At 68.4% G+C, this 15920-nt stretch carries 17 protein-coding genes; 10 read left to right on the top strand and 7 right to left on the bottom strand.

Annotated features, from left to right (window positions below; genetic code table 11):
• Positions 1–183 precede the first annotated feature (183 nt).
• From AC3B5T_RS05260 to AC3B5T_RS05250, 3 genes are read right to left on the bottom strand one after another with little or no spacing between them, the layout of a single operon-like run.
• The gene (locus AC3B5T_RS05260) at positions 184–723 is read right to left on the bottom strand and encodes a MarR family winged helix-turn-helix transcriptional regulator (protein ID WP_488358379.1); all 540 of its coding nucleotides are present in this window, start codon (positions 721–723) and stop codon (positions 184–186) included.
• Positions 724–741: 18 nt separating this feature from the next.
• A complete protein-coding gene (locus tag AC3B5T_RS05255) occupies positions 742–1599 on the bottom strand; it encodes an alpha/beta fold hydrolase (RefSeq protein WP_014928770.1) in 858 nt (285 codons plus the stop codon).
• Between the two features lie 22 nt (positions 1600–1621).
• A complete protein-coding gene (locus tag AC3B5T_RS05250) occupies positions 1622–1915 on the bottom strand; it encodes a helix-turn-helix domain-containing protein (protein ID WP_044508236.1) in 294 nt (97 codons plus the stop codon).
• Positions 1916–2169: 254 nt separating this feature from the next.
• Here AC3B5T_RS05250 and AC3B5T_RS05245 point away from each other — a divergent pair, with 254 nt between their 5' ends.
• The 5 genes from AC3B5T_RS05245 to AC3B5T_RS05225 are packed head-to-tail and all read left to right on the top strand — an operon-like array spanning position 2170 to position 7046.
• A complete protein-coding gene (locus tag AC3B5T_RS05245; protein WP_488358749.1) occupies positions 2170–3732 on the top strand; it encodes an ABC transporter substrate-binding protein in 1563 nt (520 codons plus the stop codon).
• Positions 3714–4808 carry an ABC transporter permease gene (locus AC3B5T_RS05240; protein ID WP_488358378.1) on the top strand — a complete coding sequence of 365 codons (1095 nt, stop codon included), beginning with the start codon at positions 3714–3716 and terminating at the stop codon, positions 4806–4808. The genes AC3B5T_RS05245 and AC3B5T_RS05240 overlap by 19 nt, the downstream gene beginning before the upstream one ends.
• Positions 4805–5674, top strand: a complete 870-nt coding sequence (locus AC3B5T_RS05235) for an ABC transporter permease (protein ID WP_488358377.1) — start codon at positions 4805–4807, stop codon at positions 5672–5674. Before AC3B5T_RS05240 ends, AC3B5T_RS05235 begins: the two co-directional genes overlap by 4 nt.
• A complete protein-coding gene (locus AC3B5T_RS05230) occupies positions 5671–6435 on the top strand; it encodes an ATP-binding cassette domain-containing protein (RefSeq protein ID WP_488358376.1) in 765 nt (254 codons plus the stop codon). The genes AC3B5T_RS05235 and AC3B5T_RS05230 overlap by 4 nt, the downstream gene beginning before the upstream one ends.
• Positions 6432–7046, top strand: coding sequence for an ABC transporter ATP-binding protein (locus AC3B5T_RS05225; protein WP_010843298.1), 615 nt, complete (start codon positions 6432–6434; stop codon positions 7044–7046). Before AC3B5T_RS05230 ends, AC3B5T_RS05225 begins: the two co-directional genes overlap by 4 nt.
• Positions 7047–7053: 7 nt before the next feature.
• Here the strand turns inward: AC3B5T_RS05225 and AC3B5T_RS05220 are convergent, their stop codons facing one another.
• Positions 7054–8010 carry a R2-like ligand-binding oxidase gene (locus AC3B5T_RS05220; protein WP_010843299.1) on the bottom strand — a complete coding sequence of 319 codons (957 nt, stop codon included), beginning with the start codon at positions 8008–8010 and terminating at the stop codon, positions 7054–7056.
• Positions 8011–8119: 109 nt separating this feature from the next.
• Here AC3B5T_RS05220 and AC3B5T_RS05215 point away from each other — a divergent pair, with 109 nt between their 5' ends.
• Both AC3B5T_RS05215 and AC3B5T_RS05210 read left to right on the top strand, forming a co-directional pair.
• Positions 8120–8350, top strand: a complete 231-nt coding sequence (locus AC3B5T_RS05215) for a hypothetical protein (protein ID WP_488358374.1) — start codon at positions 8120–8122, stop codon at positions 8348–8350.
• Between the two features lie 106 nt (positions 8351–8456).
• Positions 8457–9584 (top strand): NDMA-dependent alcohol dehydrogenase, encoded by a 1128-nt coding sequence (locus AC3B5T_RS05210; protein WP_010843300.1) that lies wholly within the window; start codon positions 8457–8459, stop codon positions 9582–9584.
• 52 nt (positions 9585–9636) lie between these two features.
• Here the strand turns inward: AC3B5T_RS05210 and AC3B5T_RS05205 are convergent, their stop codons facing one another.
• Entirely contained in the window at positions 9637–10206 is a 570-nt protein-coding gene (locus tag AC3B5T_RS05205; protein WP_055475625.1) for a potassium channel family protein, read from the bottom strand.
• The gene (locus AC3B5T_RS05200; RefSeq protein WP_044507357.1) at positions 10203–12200 is read right to left on the bottom strand and encodes a M13 family metallopeptidase; all 1998 of its coding nucleotides are present in this window, start codon (positions 12198–12200) and stop codon (positions 10203–10205) included. The genes AC3B5T_RS05205 and AC3B5T_RS05200 overlap by 4 nt, the downstream gene beginning before the upstream one ends.
• Before the next feature lie 110 nt (positions 12201–12310).
• On the opposite strand from AC3B5T_RS05200, the gene AC3B5T_RS05195 reads away from it, so the two are divergent.
• Positions 12311–13765: a dihydrolipoyl dehydrogenase family protein gene (locus AC3B5T_RS05195; protein ID WP_488358372.1), complete on the top strand. Its 1455-nt coding sequence runs from the start codon at positions 12311–12313 to the stop codon at positions 13763–13765.
• Positions 13766–13804: 39 nt separating this feature from the next.
• Here AC3B5T_RS05195 and AC3B5T_RS05190 read toward each other — a convergent pair whose 3' ends face one another.
• A complete protein-coding gene (locus tag AC3B5T_RS05190) occupies positions 13805–14251 on the bottom strand; it encodes a pyridoxamine 5'-phosphate oxidase family protein (protein WP_488358371.1) in 447 nt (148 codons plus the stop codon).
• Between the two features lie 92 nt (positions 14252–14343).
• Here AC3B5T_RS05190 and AC3B5T_RS05185 point away from each other — a divergent pair, with 92 nt between their 5' ends.
• The gene (locus AC3B5T_RS05185; RefSeq protein ID WP_488358370.1) at positions 14344–15087 is read left to right on the top strand and encodes a FadR/GntR family transcriptional regulator; all 744 of its coding nucleotides are present in this window, start codon (positions 14344–14346) and stop codon (positions 15085–15087) included.
• Positions 15087–15851, top strand: a complete 765-nt coding sequence (locus AC3B5T_RS05180; RefSeq protein WP_488358368.1) for a sterol desaturase family protein — start codon at positions 15087–15089, stop codon at positions 15849–15851. Before AC3B5T_RS05185 ends, AC3B5T_RS05180 begins: the two co-directional genes overlap by 1 nt.
• Positions 15852–15920 lie beyond the last annotated feature (69 nt).

Below are 15920 nucleotides of genomic sequence, written 5' to 3'. Positions count from 1 at the left end.
AGCCGAACCAAATATCTTTGCGCTAAGACAGTTGTAAAGCCTTAGCGCTAAGAGGTCAACCTCGAAGAAGCCCACTACAGGGGCTTGTTACACGGGATTTACGCGTCCGAAACGGAAGAGATGCAGGTCACACCGCATGTGTCGGCCATCACGGGCGGCCCGAAAAAGTTTTGAGCGCGTCGCTCAGACGGCTGCGATCGGGTCCGCTTCGCCGGGATCGAGCCCGTCACCGAGAACCGCGAATCGTGCCGAGTGCTCGAGCGCGCCCAGGAGGCGGGCGAGGTCGGCGGCCTCGTCCTCGGAGAGTTCGGCGAGCATGGTGCGGAGCTTCGCGAAGTGCTCGTCGGCGATCTGGTCGACGAGAGCCGCGCCCTCGGGAGTCAGTTCGACGTAGACCACACGCGCGTCCGAACGGTCTCGAGTGCGCGTCACGAACCCCGCGTCCTCGAGTCGTTTGACGCGCAACGACAGACCGCCCGTGGTGACGAGGGTCTGCTCGGCGAGTTCGCCCGCGGTCAGACGGTGGTCGGGAACGGCTCGGCGCAGGCACGCGAGGACGTCGAAGCCGGAGTCGGTGATGTTGTGCTCGTCGAAGGTGGACGCGATGCGCGCCTTGTAGACGAGAAAGCTGCGGTGGAGCCGGCCGAACACCTTGAGCGCCGAGACATCGAGCTCGGGCCGGGCGACGGCCCAATGGGACACGATGACGTCGACACCATCCATGCAGGCGAGGTTAGTGGATCACCGTGCGAGGAAGGCCCCCACGGTCGCCTCGAAGGCGGCCTTGGCCTCGATCATCACCCAGTGCCCGCACTTCGGGAAGATGTGCAGCTCGGCGTCGGGGATCAGTCGCATCGGGATCATCGCCATGTCCGGCGGGCTGACGCGGTCGTCGCGGCCCCAGGTCAGCAGTGTGGGACAGGCGACCTTGTGCATCGATGCCCAGTACGGCGGTGTGTCGGAGGCGGCCATGAACTGCTGCTGCATCTCGAATGCCGCTGAGCCGTACATCATCTGCGCCGTCTTCTGCGCGTCGGGATTGATGGCGGCCTCCCAGCGCTCGGCGATGAGTTCCTCGGTGACCAGCGAGCGATCGAAGACCATCGACGTGAGCCAGCGGACGAGCTTGTCCCGGTCCGGGGCGTCGGTGAACTCCTGCAGCAGGCGCAGGCCTTCACTGGGGCTGGGGCTGAACACATTCGGGCCGACGCCGCCGATGGTGACGAGCTTCTCGACACGCTCGGGCTTCTTGATCGCCAGGTTGACGCCGACGACGCCGCCCATGGAGTTCCCGATCATCGCGGCCTTGTCGATGTCGAGTGCGTCCATGAACCGGATGACCGAACTGCCGGCGGTCAGCACCGGGTGGCCCTCAACGGCATCGCTGACCCCGAACCCGGGGAACTCGATCACGAAACAGCGGTGTGTCTGTGCGAACTGCCCGAGATTTCCGCGGTAGTTGCGCCAGCCGGTCACACCGGGCCCGGATCCGTGCAACAGGATCAATGGCGGCGCGTCGGCGTCGCCGGCCTCGTGATAGCGCAGCGTGCCCTGATCGGTCGTCAGTTCCCGTTTGGTCGCTTCGAAGGTGACATCCACGTCGACCAGACTAGAACGTGTTCTAATCCGTTGTCACCGGGTGGGCGTGATCCGACCGGTCTGCGGCGGTGAGGTGCCCGACCCCGATGATGTCGTGCAGGATGCGATGCACGATCGCGTCGCCGACGACCTCGTAGTGGACCATCCGTCCGGCTTTCTCCGAGCGGACCCATCCCTGGTCGCGCAGTTTGCGGATCGACTGGGACGCGGCGTTCTCCGTGATGCCGATACGGGTGGCCAGTTCGGCGACCGTCGAACCGGGCCGAGCGTGCATCTCCGCGACGAGTCGTAGGCGGTTCGGATCGCTGAGCAGCATGAACCGCGCAGCCCAGGAGTCGGCGTCGAATGAGTCCGGGTCGAATGAGTCTGCGTCGAATGAGTCTGGGTCGAATGAGTCTGGGTCGAAGTCGGTCACCGGCTCCTCCTCGTCGCTCGCGTCAGTGGTGTGCCCATCGTTCACCACCGCCTCAGGTGGCGGCAAATGCGTGTCTGGGAGAACATGTGTCTGTGTACACAGGTGTTGGTGGATCGTCATCCACCGTCCGTCGCCTCGTCGCGGCGGGAGTGGCGGTGCTGATCGCGACGGTCGCACTGGCGGGATGCTCGACCCCGGGCCGCACGCCCGTGACCGACCAGATCGTGCTCGCAGAGGGCCAGGGACTCGGCGACTTCAACCCGATGCTGGGTTACGCGCAACTCGGCGTCTCGCCCGTCTTCGACGGTCTGCTCATCCCGGCCGCGGACGATGACGACCGCGTTCCCGAGCTCGTCCCGGCCCTTGCCCGGTCGCGGCCCGAGCGCGTCGCCCCGCGTACCTGGCGGGTGCCCCTCAAGACCGGTGTCACCTTCTCCGACGGCACCGCTTTCGACGCCGCCGACGTCGTCGCGACCTACCGGGCGGTCGTCGATCCACGGGTTGCGTCCGAGATCGCGACCGACTTCGCGCCGATCGTCGCGGTCGAGGCCGATGGGCCCGGGGCGGTCACGGTGCGGATGAACACCGACGCCGATCCGTCGCCGTACCTGCTCATGGGCGTCGTGCCCTCGGAGCGGGTGGAGGACGCGCCGGCCGCGGAGTGGGCGCTGAACACCGAGCCGGTGGGCACCGGGGCGTACCGGCTCGAGTCGCTCGACCCCGATCAGGCCGTTCTCGTTGCCCGCGAGGACTACTGGGGCAAGCGGCCGACGGTCCAACGCATCGTCTACACCCACGTTCCCGACGACAACACGCGCGCACAACGGATCTCGGCCGGCGAGATCGACGGTGCCAACCTGCCGCCGAGGCTCGCCGCGAGCCTCGAGGGACGTGACGGGATCGACGTGGTCACGGTGAAATCCGCTGACTGGCGCGGTATCTCGCTGCCGAGCACGAACCCGTTCACCGCTGACCCGGCCGCCCGCCTCGCCATGAACCTGGGCGTCGACCGGCAGGCCGTCGTCGACGACGTGCTCACCGGCGACGGCGAACCCGCCAGCACGCCGATCGCCTCGGTGTACGGGCCGGACGTCTACGACGAGGAAGCGCAGTTCGACTTCGACCCCGAGGGTGCGGAGGACGCACTCGACGCGGCCGGGTGGCGACCGGGTGCCGACGGGATCCGGGTCCGCGGTGCCGACCGGGCATCGTTCCCCCTCCTGTACAACGCCCAGGACACCCTGCGCCGCGACCTCGCGGTGGCCTTCGCCGCGTCGATGAAACGGATCGGCGTCGAGGTGCTGACCCGCGGCACGAGCTGGGACGACATCGACTCCGAATTGAGCACGGCCGCAGTTCTTCTGGGCGGGGGAGCGACGCCCTATGCCATCGACTCCCAGGTCCACGACACCCTGCACACGCGAGTCGCGAACTCGTCGCGGTACGCGAACCCCGGCGACCTCACCGCTCCGGGACTCGACGCGCTGCTCGACGAGGCGCGTGCGAGCGCACCCGGACCGGAGAACGACCAGCGGTACCAACGCATCCAGCAGGTCTACGCGGCCGCGCCGTCCTACGTCTTCCTGGCCTTCCTGCACCACACCTACGCCTCCCGCGGCGACGGCTGGCGGCACGACGCACCCATCCTGGAGCCGCACTCACACGGCGTCACCTGGGGCCCCTGGTGGAACGTGCCGTCATGGCAACCGGTCTCATGACCTCACTCGCCCCGGAAGTCCGGTCGGCACCCGGCGTCGACCCAGCGAACCGGTCACGCCAGCAGCGGCCGCGGCACGAACGGTCGCGGCGGGGGAACTCGCGCGCACGGCGAGCCGGACGGCTTCTGATCCGGCGCATCCTCGTGATGATCCCCACGACGATCCTGGTGTCGCTGGGGATCTTCGCCGTCGCCGCGGCGTCGCCGTTCGATCCGCTCACCGCCCATCTCGGCGACAACTACCAGTCGGCGACCCCCGCGCAGCGGGAGGCGATCGCGGCCGCCTACGACCTGGACCAGCACTGGCTGAGCGCGTGGTGGAACTGGTGGGGTGCACTGCTGCACGGTGACCTGGGCTGGTCCGCGACCCAGGGCCGGGCGGTGGGAGACGTGCTCGTGCAACGGCTTCCGTTCACCGTCGGGATCTCGACGGCCGCACTGGTCTCCGCGGCCCTGATCGCCGTGGTCGGCGGCGCCGTCATCGGCATGCGGCGCGGCGGGCTGATCGACCGGGCGTGTACCGCGCTGGCGGCCATGCTCGCCGCGACCCCGCCGTTCGTGGTGTCCCTGGTGCTGGTCAGCACCTTCGCGGTCACGCTCGGGTGGTTTCCGACCTCCGGTGCCCGACGCCCCGGCGACGACTACTCGGTCGAGGGACTGCTCACCCACGCCGTGTTGCCGTACCTGGCGCTGACCGTGTCGATGGTTCCGTGGTTGCTGCTGACCATGCGGGCGGCCGTCGTCGATGCCGCCGCCTCGGACGCGGTCCGGGCCGCACGCGCTCGGGGAGTCGACGGCTGGGCGCTGCTCAGGGGGCACGTTGTACCGGTGTCGGTGTTGCCCACGCTCGCGCTCCTGGGCACCCGCCTGCCCGAGCTGATCGCCGGCGCCGCGATCGTCGAGACCGTCTTCGGTTGGCCGGGTCTCGCCGAGGCGCTCGTGGATTCCGCGGTGGCGCTCGACTTCTCGTTGCTGGCCGCGCTCGCCGTCGGATCGGCCGTACTCGTCCTGCTCGGGTCGGCGCTGTCCGATGCGGCGGCGGTGTGGATCGATCCGCGGATCGGGCTGACCGCATGACGGCCCTCGGTGGGGCGACGGGTGTGCCGGTCGAGCGCCGTCGGGCCGCGATCGGTCACCGCGCCGCCGTGGTCGCACCGTGGGTGGTGCTGGCGGTCCTGGCCGTCACCGCGGTCGGGTGGCCTGTGGTCGCAGGCGAACAGACCGCCGACTTCGCTCGTTCGTTGCTGCCGCCAGGGGCGCAGGCCGCGCTGGGGACCGATCACTCGGGATACGACCTCGGTGTCAGAACCGCCGAGGGTGTGCGGATATCGCTGCTGATCGCCGCCGCGTGCGCCGTCCTGGCGACGGCTCTCGGCGTCCTTGTCGGGCTCGGTGCGGTGACGGTCGGCGGGTGGTTCGACGCGGTGGTCATGCGCGTCGTCGACGGCGTCAACGCCTTGCCACACCTGGTCGTCGGAGTCGTCATCGCCGCGATGTGGCGCGGTGAGCCGGTCGCGATCATCGCGTCGATCGCGCTGACCCACTGGCCGTCCGTGGCGCGCGTGGTGCGAGCCGAACTGCTCGAGGCGAGGTCGTCGGGGTGGGTCGAATCGGCTCGGCTCGCCGGCGCCTCCCGCACCTTCATCGCCGTGCGTCATCTGTTGCCCGCGGTGAGCGGCCAGGTGCTGGTGGCGATGACCGTGTTGCTGCCGCATGCGGTCTGGCACGAGACGACGCTGTCGTTCCTGGGCGTCGGACTCTCCCCGGACGCCGCGAGTCTCGGAACGCTGCTCGGGCAGGCGCGGGGTGACATCCTCACCGGTGCGTGGTGGACGTTGGTGGTGCCCGGCGTCGCCCTGATGCTCACGGCCCTCGCGTGTGCGGCCGCGGCGTCGTCGCTGCGACGCGCCACGTCGCCACCTGTCGGTGAGGTGTGGCGATGAGCGCCGGGCTCGACGGGGTGACGGTCGATATCGTGGCGCGGAATCGGTGGAACCGGTCGGTGGTCCGCGTCCTCGACGACGTCACGCTGCCCCTACCCGCCGGATCGATGACCGCGCTCGTGGGCGAGTCCGGCTGCGGCAAGTCGATGGTCGCGGCCGTACTGTCCGGTCTGCTCCCGCCGGGTTCGGTGCCGACCGGACGGCTTCGGGTCGGCGACGAGGTCTTCACCGATCGCGAACTCGCCGGCGCCGACCACCGCTGGCGAGGTCTTCGCGGGCATCGCGTCGGCCACGTTCCCCAGTCGGCGTCGACCTCGTTCACGCCCGTGCGCAGCGTCGGCGCCCAGCTCGACGAGGTGATCGGCATCCTCGGCAGGTCGCAGGATGCCGTCGAGCTGTGCCGGCGCGTGCACCTCGACCCCGATGCACTACGGCTGTATCCGCACGAGCTGTCCGGCGGCATGGCGCAGCGCGCCGCGATCGCCGCGGCACTGGCCGGTGACCCGGACACGATCGTCGCCGACGAGCCCACCTCGGCCTTGGACGCCGAACTCGCCGCCGACATCTGGCAACTCCTCACCGACACGGCGCGGGCCGGCGCGGCGGTCCTCGTCATCACCCATGACGTGGAGACGATGCGGCGCGGGTGCGATTCGGTGGCCGTCATGCGGGCGGGACGGATCGTCGACCATCGCCGGCTCGATCAGATCGCGGCGTCCGACGACGCCTATGTTGCGGGCTTCTTCGAGCGGGTGCCGTGATCGCCGGCGACCTCCTCGTCGGCGCGGGCCTGACGGCCCGGTTCGGAGACACAGTCGTCTTCGAGAGCCTCGACGTCGGCGTCGGGCCCGGCTCGGTGACCGGGGTGGTCGGGCGATCGGGGAGTGGCAAGACGACGCTGCTGCGCATCCTCGCGGGGCTCGCGGACCCGGCGGCGGGGACGGTCGAGTGGCGGGACGGCCGGCGCCCCGGTGACCTCGGTCTGATCGCCCAGCATCCACGGCTGGTCACCAACCCGCGATGGACGTTGCGCCGGATCGTTGCCGAACCCGCGGCGATCGCGAGACGCGACTGTGACGTCGAACGTGCCGCGACCCGCGTCGGGCTCGACCCCGCTCTACTCGACCGCTACCCGTCACAGGTGAGCGACGGTCAACTCCAGCGGGCATGTCTCGGCAGGCTCGTGGTGCAGCAGCCGCGGGTCGTGCTGTGCGACGAACCGACCGCGATGCTGGACCCGGTCGCCGCGCGCGCCGTGGCCTCGCTGCTCGACGACCTCGTCGCCGACGGCGCGGGACTGCTCCTGGTGAGCCACGACCGGCGGTTCGTGGGTTCGCGAAGCCGGGACGTCATCGACCTCGACGCGCGGTGAGGGACCGTCACATCTGCAGGCGGACGGCGTCGTCCTCGCCGAACTCGTCTTCGAGCACCTCGGGGGAGTAGTCGAGGTCGATCTCGGCGACCGGACGTCCCCGGGCGGACTCGATCGCCGAGAGGCGGCGCTGGGCGCGGTCGGCGGCGTAGGCGAGGAACTCGTCGTTGTCGAGCCCGAAGGGCTGGACCTCGAACTGCTGGTTGACCCACTCGATCATGCCCAGTGCGAGTGGCAGCAGTTCGTTCATGCGTTCGCCGACGGCATCCCACAGTGTGTCGTCGGCCGCGACGTGCCGGCGACACGTGAACGTTCCCCACGCCATGTGCCGGCGCTCGTCGTCGCCGATGAATCGGATGAGCTTCTGCATCCCGGGGAAGATCCCGTACCTCGTGCACACCTTCTGCCAGGCGTGGTAACCGGTGAGCGCCAGGCTGCCCTCGATCACGTGGTTGTAGGTGACGCTGGCGCGGATCTGGTTGCGCGGCGACGGGTCGTGGTCGAGGACGCGCAGCGACGCCGGCAACTCCTCGTAGAACAGCTGGTGATAGTAGGGATTCGCGCTGACGAAGCCCTGGAGGTCGCCGGTGAGGCCGACGGCGTCCATCCATCGCCGGAACACCTGGGTGTGTTTGGCCTCCTCGAAGCAGAACTGCGACAGGTACATCTCGTCGCCGAAGCGGCCCTCGGTCGCCATCGCCTTCATGAACGGCTGGATGTCCTGGGTGACCGCTTCCTCGCCCGCGATGAACTGACTCACCAGGTAGGTGGCGCTCCGGCGCTGTTCGTCGGTGAGCTCGACCCAGTCCTGTGCGTCCTGGGAGAAGTCGATGGCGGCCGGGTCCCAGAACCGGGCGTTGCCTTTCACGAAGAGCCGCAACGGAAACGAGTCCCAGTTGAGACCGCCCTGTCGCAACGAGGAGAAGTCCTGCCGGCCCTCCGCCTTGTGTTCGATGAGAGTCATGAGATCACCAGCCAGACACTTCGGAATCGGAATACCCCGACGCTAACCCCTTCCTCGATCCGGAGACGCGAAATCGGTCAACTCTGTTGCCCCTGAGGGGGTTTCCGGTGTGCGCGGGTCGACCGTCGGTGCCGGTGCCGCCGAACCCCGCGTCGTCGACCGTGCGGCCTTTCTCGTCGACTGGGCGGCTTTTCTCGTCGACTGTGCGGCCCACATCGTCGACTGTGCGCCTTTTGTCGTCGACCGTGCGGCCGTACCCGAGGTCGCCGGTGACCTGTGGCGCCCCGCCGGATCGAGAGGCTGGAACGTCACCCCCAATCCTGTGCCATGGATCGAGTGAAACGCCTGCGAGAGTGTCGGCAGTGGACCACCATGTGATCTACGTCGCATAAGCAGACGGCGATATCTGACGCCCCGAGTCGGGGTAGCACGAGCAAGGAGCACGAATGAAGACCAAAGGTGCAGTTCTGCGCAATCCGGGCGAAGAGTGGAAGATCGAGGAGTTCGAGCTCGGCGATCCGGTCGCGGGTGAAGTCCAGGTCAAACTCGTCAGCTCGGGTCTGTGCCACTCGGATCACCATCTGCGCACCGGCGACAGCCCGGCGCCCATGCCGGTACTCGGAGGTCACGAGGGTGCCGGTGTCGTGACCAAGGTGGGGCCGGGCGTCACCCGCCTCAAAGAAGGCGATCACGTCGTCACCGCGTTCATCCCCGCCTGCGGCACGTGTGAGCCGTGCTCGCGCGGCCAGCAGAACATCTGCGACGAGGGTGCGCGCCTGCTGACCGGTTTGTCCATCGCCGACGACACCAACCGCGCGTACACGCACGACGGGGTGCCCCTGGTGCAGATGTGCATGCTCGGTACGTTCGCGCCCTACATCACCGTCAACCAGGCGTCCCTGGTCAAGATCGAAGACGACATCCCCCTCCAGGCAGCGGCGCTGCTCGGCTGTGGTGTCGCCACCGGATGGGGGTCGGCTGTCGAGATCGGCGGAACCCACGCCGGCGACACCGTCGTCATCGTGGGCATCGGTGGCGTGGGCATCAACTCGGTGCAGGGAGCGGCCGCGGCCGGCGCACGTAACGTCATCGCCGTCGACCCTGTGCCGTTCAAGCTGCAGATGGCCGAGAAGCTCGGTGCCACACACACCTTCTCGTCGATGGAGGAGGCGCTCGAGGCGATCGGCGACATCACCTGGGGCAAGATGGCCAACACCACCATCCTGACGGTCGGTGAGATCGACGGCTCGATGATCGCCCCGGCCCTCGCACTGACAGGCAAGGCGGGACAGGTCGTCGTGGTGGGCATGGGCAACTTCGCCTCTATGGACGCCCAGATGAACCTCTTCGATCTCACTCTCATGCAGAAGCGCGTGCAGGGCGCGATCTTCGGTGGCGCGAGTCCCCGGACGCAGGTCCCGGCGCTGCTCAACGAGTACCGGGCGGGCAAGCTCAACCTCGACGACCTGGTGACCCAGACCTACCGTCTCGATCAGATCAACGAGGCCTACGACGACATGCTGGCGGGCAACAACATCCGCGGCATGATCGTCTACAGCGACGACGACTACTGAGCCGACCGGCCAGGGTCCACGGAATCGCCGCGGGCGAGCAAGCGACGCCAGATCACCGCACGGTGATCTGGCGTCGCTCGTTGACCAGCAGGTTGAGGAACCGCAGTCCCAGTCCGAGCAGCACCAGCGTGCTGGCCATCTGGATCGACACCGCGACCCGGGCGCCCTGCGAGTCCGGTGCGATGTCGCCGAACCCCGTCGTGGTGAAGACCGTCAGACAGAAGTACAGCGCATCGACGCGTGTCAGTGACTCGTTGAAACTCCCGTTGTCGTACTCGGAGAACAGGAAATAGGTCGTGGCGAACACGACGATGTAGAAGCTCGCCAGTGCCACGAGCATCTCCATCGCGGTCGCGACCGGCCGGTCCGAGTGGCTGAACCGGCGGACCTCCCAGACGCAGAACCAGATCAACGCCACGGCACCGATGATCAGACCCAGGTAGTTGACGTCACTGGCCTTGTTGATGGGCAGCAGGAAGTAACCCGTCAGCAGGAGGACCGCCGCGCCGATCGGCCGCAGCAGCGCGATCGTGAGATCGCGCCCCCGCACCAGACCCAGTGATGCGGCCGTGCCCGGCGCAGGCGTGTCTCGCGGACCCGTGCCGCCGGGAACGTCGTTCACCAGATCCGCACGCGCTCGGCCGGGTCGAGATACAGCGCGTCCCCCGGCTCGACGTCGAAGGCGTCGTAGAACGCATCCATGTTGCGGACGACGCCGTTGCAGCGGAACTCCGGCGGTGAGTGCGGGTCGATCGAGAGGCGCCGGATGGCTTCGGCGTCACGGGTCTTGGTCCGCCAGATCTGCGCCCAGCTGTAGAACACGCGCTGCGTCCCGGTCAGGCCGTCGATGACCGGTGGCTCGGAGCCGGCGCCCTCGGTCGCGATCTGGTACGCGACGAGAGCGATCGACAACCCGCCGAGGTCGCCGATGTTCTCGCCGATGGTGAAGTCGCCGTTGACCTTGTGCTCGGGATCGAGCCCGGTCGGCGTGAACTCCCCGTACTGGTCGATGAGTTTGCGTGTCCGCGAGGAGAACTCGGTGCGGTCGGTGTCGGTCCACCAGTCGACGAGGTTGCCGTCGCCGTCGTACTTGGCGCCCTGGTCGTCGAAGCCGTGCCCGATCTCGTGCCCGATGACCGCGCCGATGCCGCCGTAGTTGACCGCGTCGTCGGCGTCGGGGTCGAAGAAGGGCGGCTGCAGGATCGCGGCCGGGAACACGATCTCGTTCATGCCGGGGTTGTAGTAGGCGTTGACCGTCTGCGGGGTCATGAACCACTCGTCACGGTCGACGGGCGCACCGATCTTGGCGAACTCGCGATCCTGCTCGAACGACGAGGCGCGTGCCACGTTCCCGATGAGGTCGCCACGGTCGACGGTCAACGAACTGTAGTCTCGCCACTTGGCCGGATAGCCGATCTTCGGGTTGAACTTGCCGAGTTTGACGAGGGCCCGCTCCCGGGTTTCCGGCGTCATCCACGGCAGGTCGGAGATGTTGCGGCGGTAGGCCTCCACCAAGTTGGCGATCAGCTCGTCCATCCGCGCCTTGGCCTCGGGTGGGAAGTGCTTGGCCACATAGAGTTTGCCGACCGCGAAGCCCATCGCGCCCTCGACGAACCCGACGCCCCGCTTCCACCGGTCACGGTTCGTCTCCGCGCCGGTCAGGGTGCGGCCGTAGAAGTCGAAGTTCTCGTCGACGAACGGCGAGGACAGATACGGTGCCGCGGAGCGCAGCAGGCGCCAGGTCAGCCAGGTCTTCCATTCGTCCAGCGGGCGCTCGGCGACGAGTTCGCCGACGCCCGACACGAAGGACGGCTGCGCGACGACGACCTCGGCGAAGGTGGCGTCGCCGCTGGTGCCCAGGCCGCCGAACCACTCCGCGAACGGGAATCCCGCTGCCGTGGCGGTCAACTCGTCCAACGACATGAGGTTGTAGGTGAGCTCGGCATCGCGTCGCCGAACCACGTCCCAGTGCCGGCCGGCGATCGCTGTCTCGAGGTCGAGGATCGCCGCTGCCCGAGCGGCGGCGTCGTCGAACCCGGCCAGCGCGAACATGCGCTCGACGTGTGCGACGTATGCCGTCCTGGTGTCGGCGTGCTTGTCCTCTCGGTAGTAGGACTCGTCGGGCAGTCCGAGGCCAGACTGCGTCAGGTGCACGAGGTAACGGTCGGACTGCTTGGCGTCGGTGTCCACGTAGTAGCCGAACAGGCCACCCGTGCCGTGCCGCTGGAGCCGGCCGATCCGCCGGGCGAGCGCCTCGACCGAGTCGATGGCGGCGATCTTCTCCAGTTCGCCGGTGATCGGGCCGATCCCGAGGGCCTCGATGTGGTCGGTGTCCATGAACGAGGCGTACAGGTCGCCGATCTTCTGCTCGTCGGAGCCGCTCTCCGGGTTCGACGCCGCGCATTCGGTGATGATGTCGCGCACGTTCTCCTCGGAATTGTCGCGGAGCACGTGGAACGCGCCGTCGACCGAGCGGTCTTCCGGGATGGCATGCGACTCGAGCCACTTACCGTTCACGTGGGCGAACAGATCGTCCTGGATGCGGACAGAATCGTCGACCCACTCGAGGTCGAGTCCGGAGTTGAGGTCAGTATTCGATGCGGTCACGCGCTCCATCCTGTCATCGGATCAGATATTCGTCAGCCGCATCTGCCGTGGGCGAAACTCGAGACGTGGTGTCCGCATACTCGCCGACCGCGGGCACGAATCCCACCTACCCTGAACCGATGGAGTCAACCTTCGACGTCGTCGTGATCGGCGGCGGTCCGGTGGGCGAGAACGTCGCCGATTACGCGATCCGGGGCAGTGATCGAACCGCTGTCGTCATCGAGCACGAGCTCATGGGCGGTGAATGCTCGTACTGGGCGTGTATGCCGAGCAAGGCGTTGCTGGGTCCCGGGTCCGCGCTGGCGGAAGCACGTGCGCTGGCGGGCGCGCGTGAACGCGTGAGCGGGGACCTGCCCGACGCCCCCGGAGTCCTCGGCTGGCGCGACACCGTGACCGGGCGCCGCGACGGGCCCGGTGCCACCCATGACGATGCGGGGCAGGTCAGGTGGGCCGAGGGTGCGGGGATCGAGGTGATCCGCGGACACGGCCGCATCACGGGTGAGCGGCAGGTGACCGTGGGCGACACGGTGCTGACGGCGCGCGAGGCGGTGGTCGTCGCGACCGGGAGCACGGCATCGATCCCGCCGACACCTGGTCTGGCCGACGCACTCCCGTGGACCTCCCGCGACGCGACCAACCTCGTCGAGGTACCGGATCGTGTCCTCGTCCTGGGCGGCGGAGTGGTGGCCTGCGAGGCGGTGACCTGGTTGCTCGACCTGGGGGTGCGTCAGGTCGTGATGGCCATCCGGGGTGACCGGTTGCTGCCCAAGATGGAGCCGTTCGTCGCGCGTCGGGCCGCGGACTCGTCCACCGATCGCGGCGTCGACATCCGGTTCGGTACGACGATCGAGTCCGTCGACCGGCCCGGCGTCGCCGACACCGGCTACGGACGCGTCCACGGCGGACCCGCGACCGTCGAGCTCGCCGGGGACGGCGCCGGCCGATTGGTCGTCGACGAGATCCTGGTCGCCGCGGGACGATCGCCCGCGACGCGGGATCTCGGTCTGGAATCGGTGGGCCTCGAGGCTGGCGGCCCGCTGCGAGTCGACGACCACCTGACGGTGACAGGTCGTCCGTGGCTGTACGCGGTGGGCGACGTCAACGGCCGGAATGCGTTGACACACATGGGTAAGTATCAGGCGCGGGTGGCCGGGGACGTGATCGCCGCGCGCGCACAGGGCCGCGACCTCGACGGCCCGCGATACCTCGCCACGTCGGATCACGGTGCCGTACCGCAGGTGGTGTTCATCCGGCCGGAGGTCGCATCGGTCGGGCTGACCGAGAAGCAGGCGAAAGACGCCGGCATCGACGTGCGGATCGCCGACGGGGACATCTCGGTGGCGGGGTCGTATCTGACCGATCCCGAGTACTCGGGCCACGCCTGTCTCGTCGTCGACGCGAGCCGCGATGTCCTCGTCGGTGCCACGTTCGTGGGGTCGCAGACCGCGGAACTCGTGCATTCGGCGACGGTCGCGATCGTCGGTGAGGTCCCGCTGCCGCGGCTGTGGCACGCGGTTCCGTCGTATCCGACCATCAGCGAGGTGTGGCTGCGGCTGCTCGATCAGCTGCGATGAGCAGCGGCTCGTCGGCCTGGGAGTCGGGCCCTACCGCCGTCAGAAGCTGAGTCGCCGGATCTTCTCCGGCCGGATGACGATCCGCACCCAGTCGTCGGCGAGGATCTCGGCGAGATCCTGTGCGCGGGTGGGGTCGTCGAGGTCCCAGTAGCGGTCGGCGAGTCGGGCCGCGAGTTCACGTGCGGCCGTACCGTCGGTCTCGACGCGGGCGGGACCGGACAGGGAGATCCAGCGCTCGCGTTCCTCGACCGGGGACGCGACCACGATCGACGCGCGCGGGTCGTCGGCGAGGCGGCGGACCTTGATCGAATCGGGGCCGGTGAAGATCTGGATCTCACCGTCCGGGGTCGCTTCGAACCAGACCGGCCGCGGTTGCGGGGGCGTCGGGCCGCTCGCGGTCGAGAAGAAGCCGAGGAGGGGGCGGGCCAGGAATTCGAGGTCGTCGGCGGTCAGCGGGGCGGCAGAGGTTGCGGTGGCGTCGCTCATGCTGAGTACAACGACGAATGTCGCGGTTGATTCCGCCGGGAATATTGGTAAGACCACTTGACCACCAGGCCGCCCGCATCTACGGTTCGAGCATGCCTTTCGAACCGGTGACGCAGCAGAGCGCACCCGAGATCGTCTTCGGTCAGATCGTCGAAGGCGTGTTGTCCGGTGATCTGCCGGCCGGGGAGGCCCTGCCCAGCGAACGTGAGCTCGCGCGCATCCTCGGCGTCTCGCGACCCACCGTGCGGGAGGCCCTCAAACGGGTGGCGGCGGCGGGACTGGTCTCGATCCGCCAGGGCGACTGTGCACGGGTCCAGGACATAGCCCGGACCGGTGGCCTCGATCTGCTGCCGCGATTGCTGATCCGGGGCGGTGCACTGGTGCCGAGCGTCGCGCGCTCGATCGTCGAGGCGCGCGCCGCGATCGGCCCGGACGTCGCGGGCCTCGCGGCGAGGCGGGCGACCGACGATCACATCGCACGACTGACGGCGGTCCTCGCCGATCTGGCCGCCGAGCCGGACCCGGTCGGACAGCAGGTCGCGGCTCTCGAGTTCTGGAGCACGGTCGTCGACGCGGCCGACTCCATCGCCTTCCGGCTCATGTACAACTCGCTCCGCGCCGCCTATGAGCCGGCGGTTCCCGCGCTCGCGTCGATGTTGGAGCCCGAGGTCGGGAACATCGACGGTTATCGCGCGGTCGTCGACGCGGTCGCGACCCATGATCCCGAACGCGCCGAGGCCGCGGCCCGTGAACTCCTCACGCCCGCGACCGCGGCCCTGCTCGACCTCTGTCGAGCACTCGAGGACGCCGAGTCCGACGCCGGACAGGAGAGCTGATGTCTGCCCACGAGATGCGCAACGACGACCCACACCGCGGCGACCCACCCGGCGATGACATCGACGCCAGGGCACGCAAGCAGGTGGCGGCCGAGGAACGGCGGATGCGGTCACGGCGGACGACGAGTCTGCGCGACGCATTCGTCGAGTTCCTCCGGCATCCGTCACCGTGGATGATCGCCGCCTTCCTCGCGACCTCGCTCACGGCGCGAACATGGTTGGGCGGATGGGGGATTGCCGATCTGCTGATTCCCGTGGTGATGATCGCGAGCTTCCCGCTGGCGGAATGGCTGATTCACGTCTTCGTCCTGCATTGGCGGCCGAAGCGGGTTGGTCCGATCACCATCGACCCGCTGGTGGCGCGCAAGCATCGGGAACACCATTCGGATCCCAGGAACATCCCGCTGGTGTTCATCCCGTGGCAGGTCCTGGTCCCGGTCGTCCTGGCAGCTGTCGCGGTGGGTCTCGTCGTATTCACTTCTGCCGAACGCGGTCTCACGTTCATGGCGACGCTCGCCGCGATCGGCCTGGTCTACGAGTGGACGCACTATCTGATCCACTCCGACTACCGGCCGCGCCACGCATACTATCGCCGGTTGTGGCGGAATCACCGCTTTCACCACTATCGCAACGAGCACTACTGGTTCGCGGTCACGACGGCCGGGACCGCCGACCGGTTGTTGCACACCTACCCCGACCCAGAGACGGTCGAGAAGTCGCCCACGGCAAAGGATCTGCACGCGCTCTCGCGGACAGCGGACTGACCGGAGAAGTCCATCACGTTGCGCTTTGTCCCGGTAACCGGGACAAAGCGCACCCTGATCCGGGATACT

The sequence above is a fragment of the Gordonia sp. G4 genome (assembly GCF_057770005.1).
This window is presented reverse-complemented; position numbering and strand designations above follow the sequence as displayed.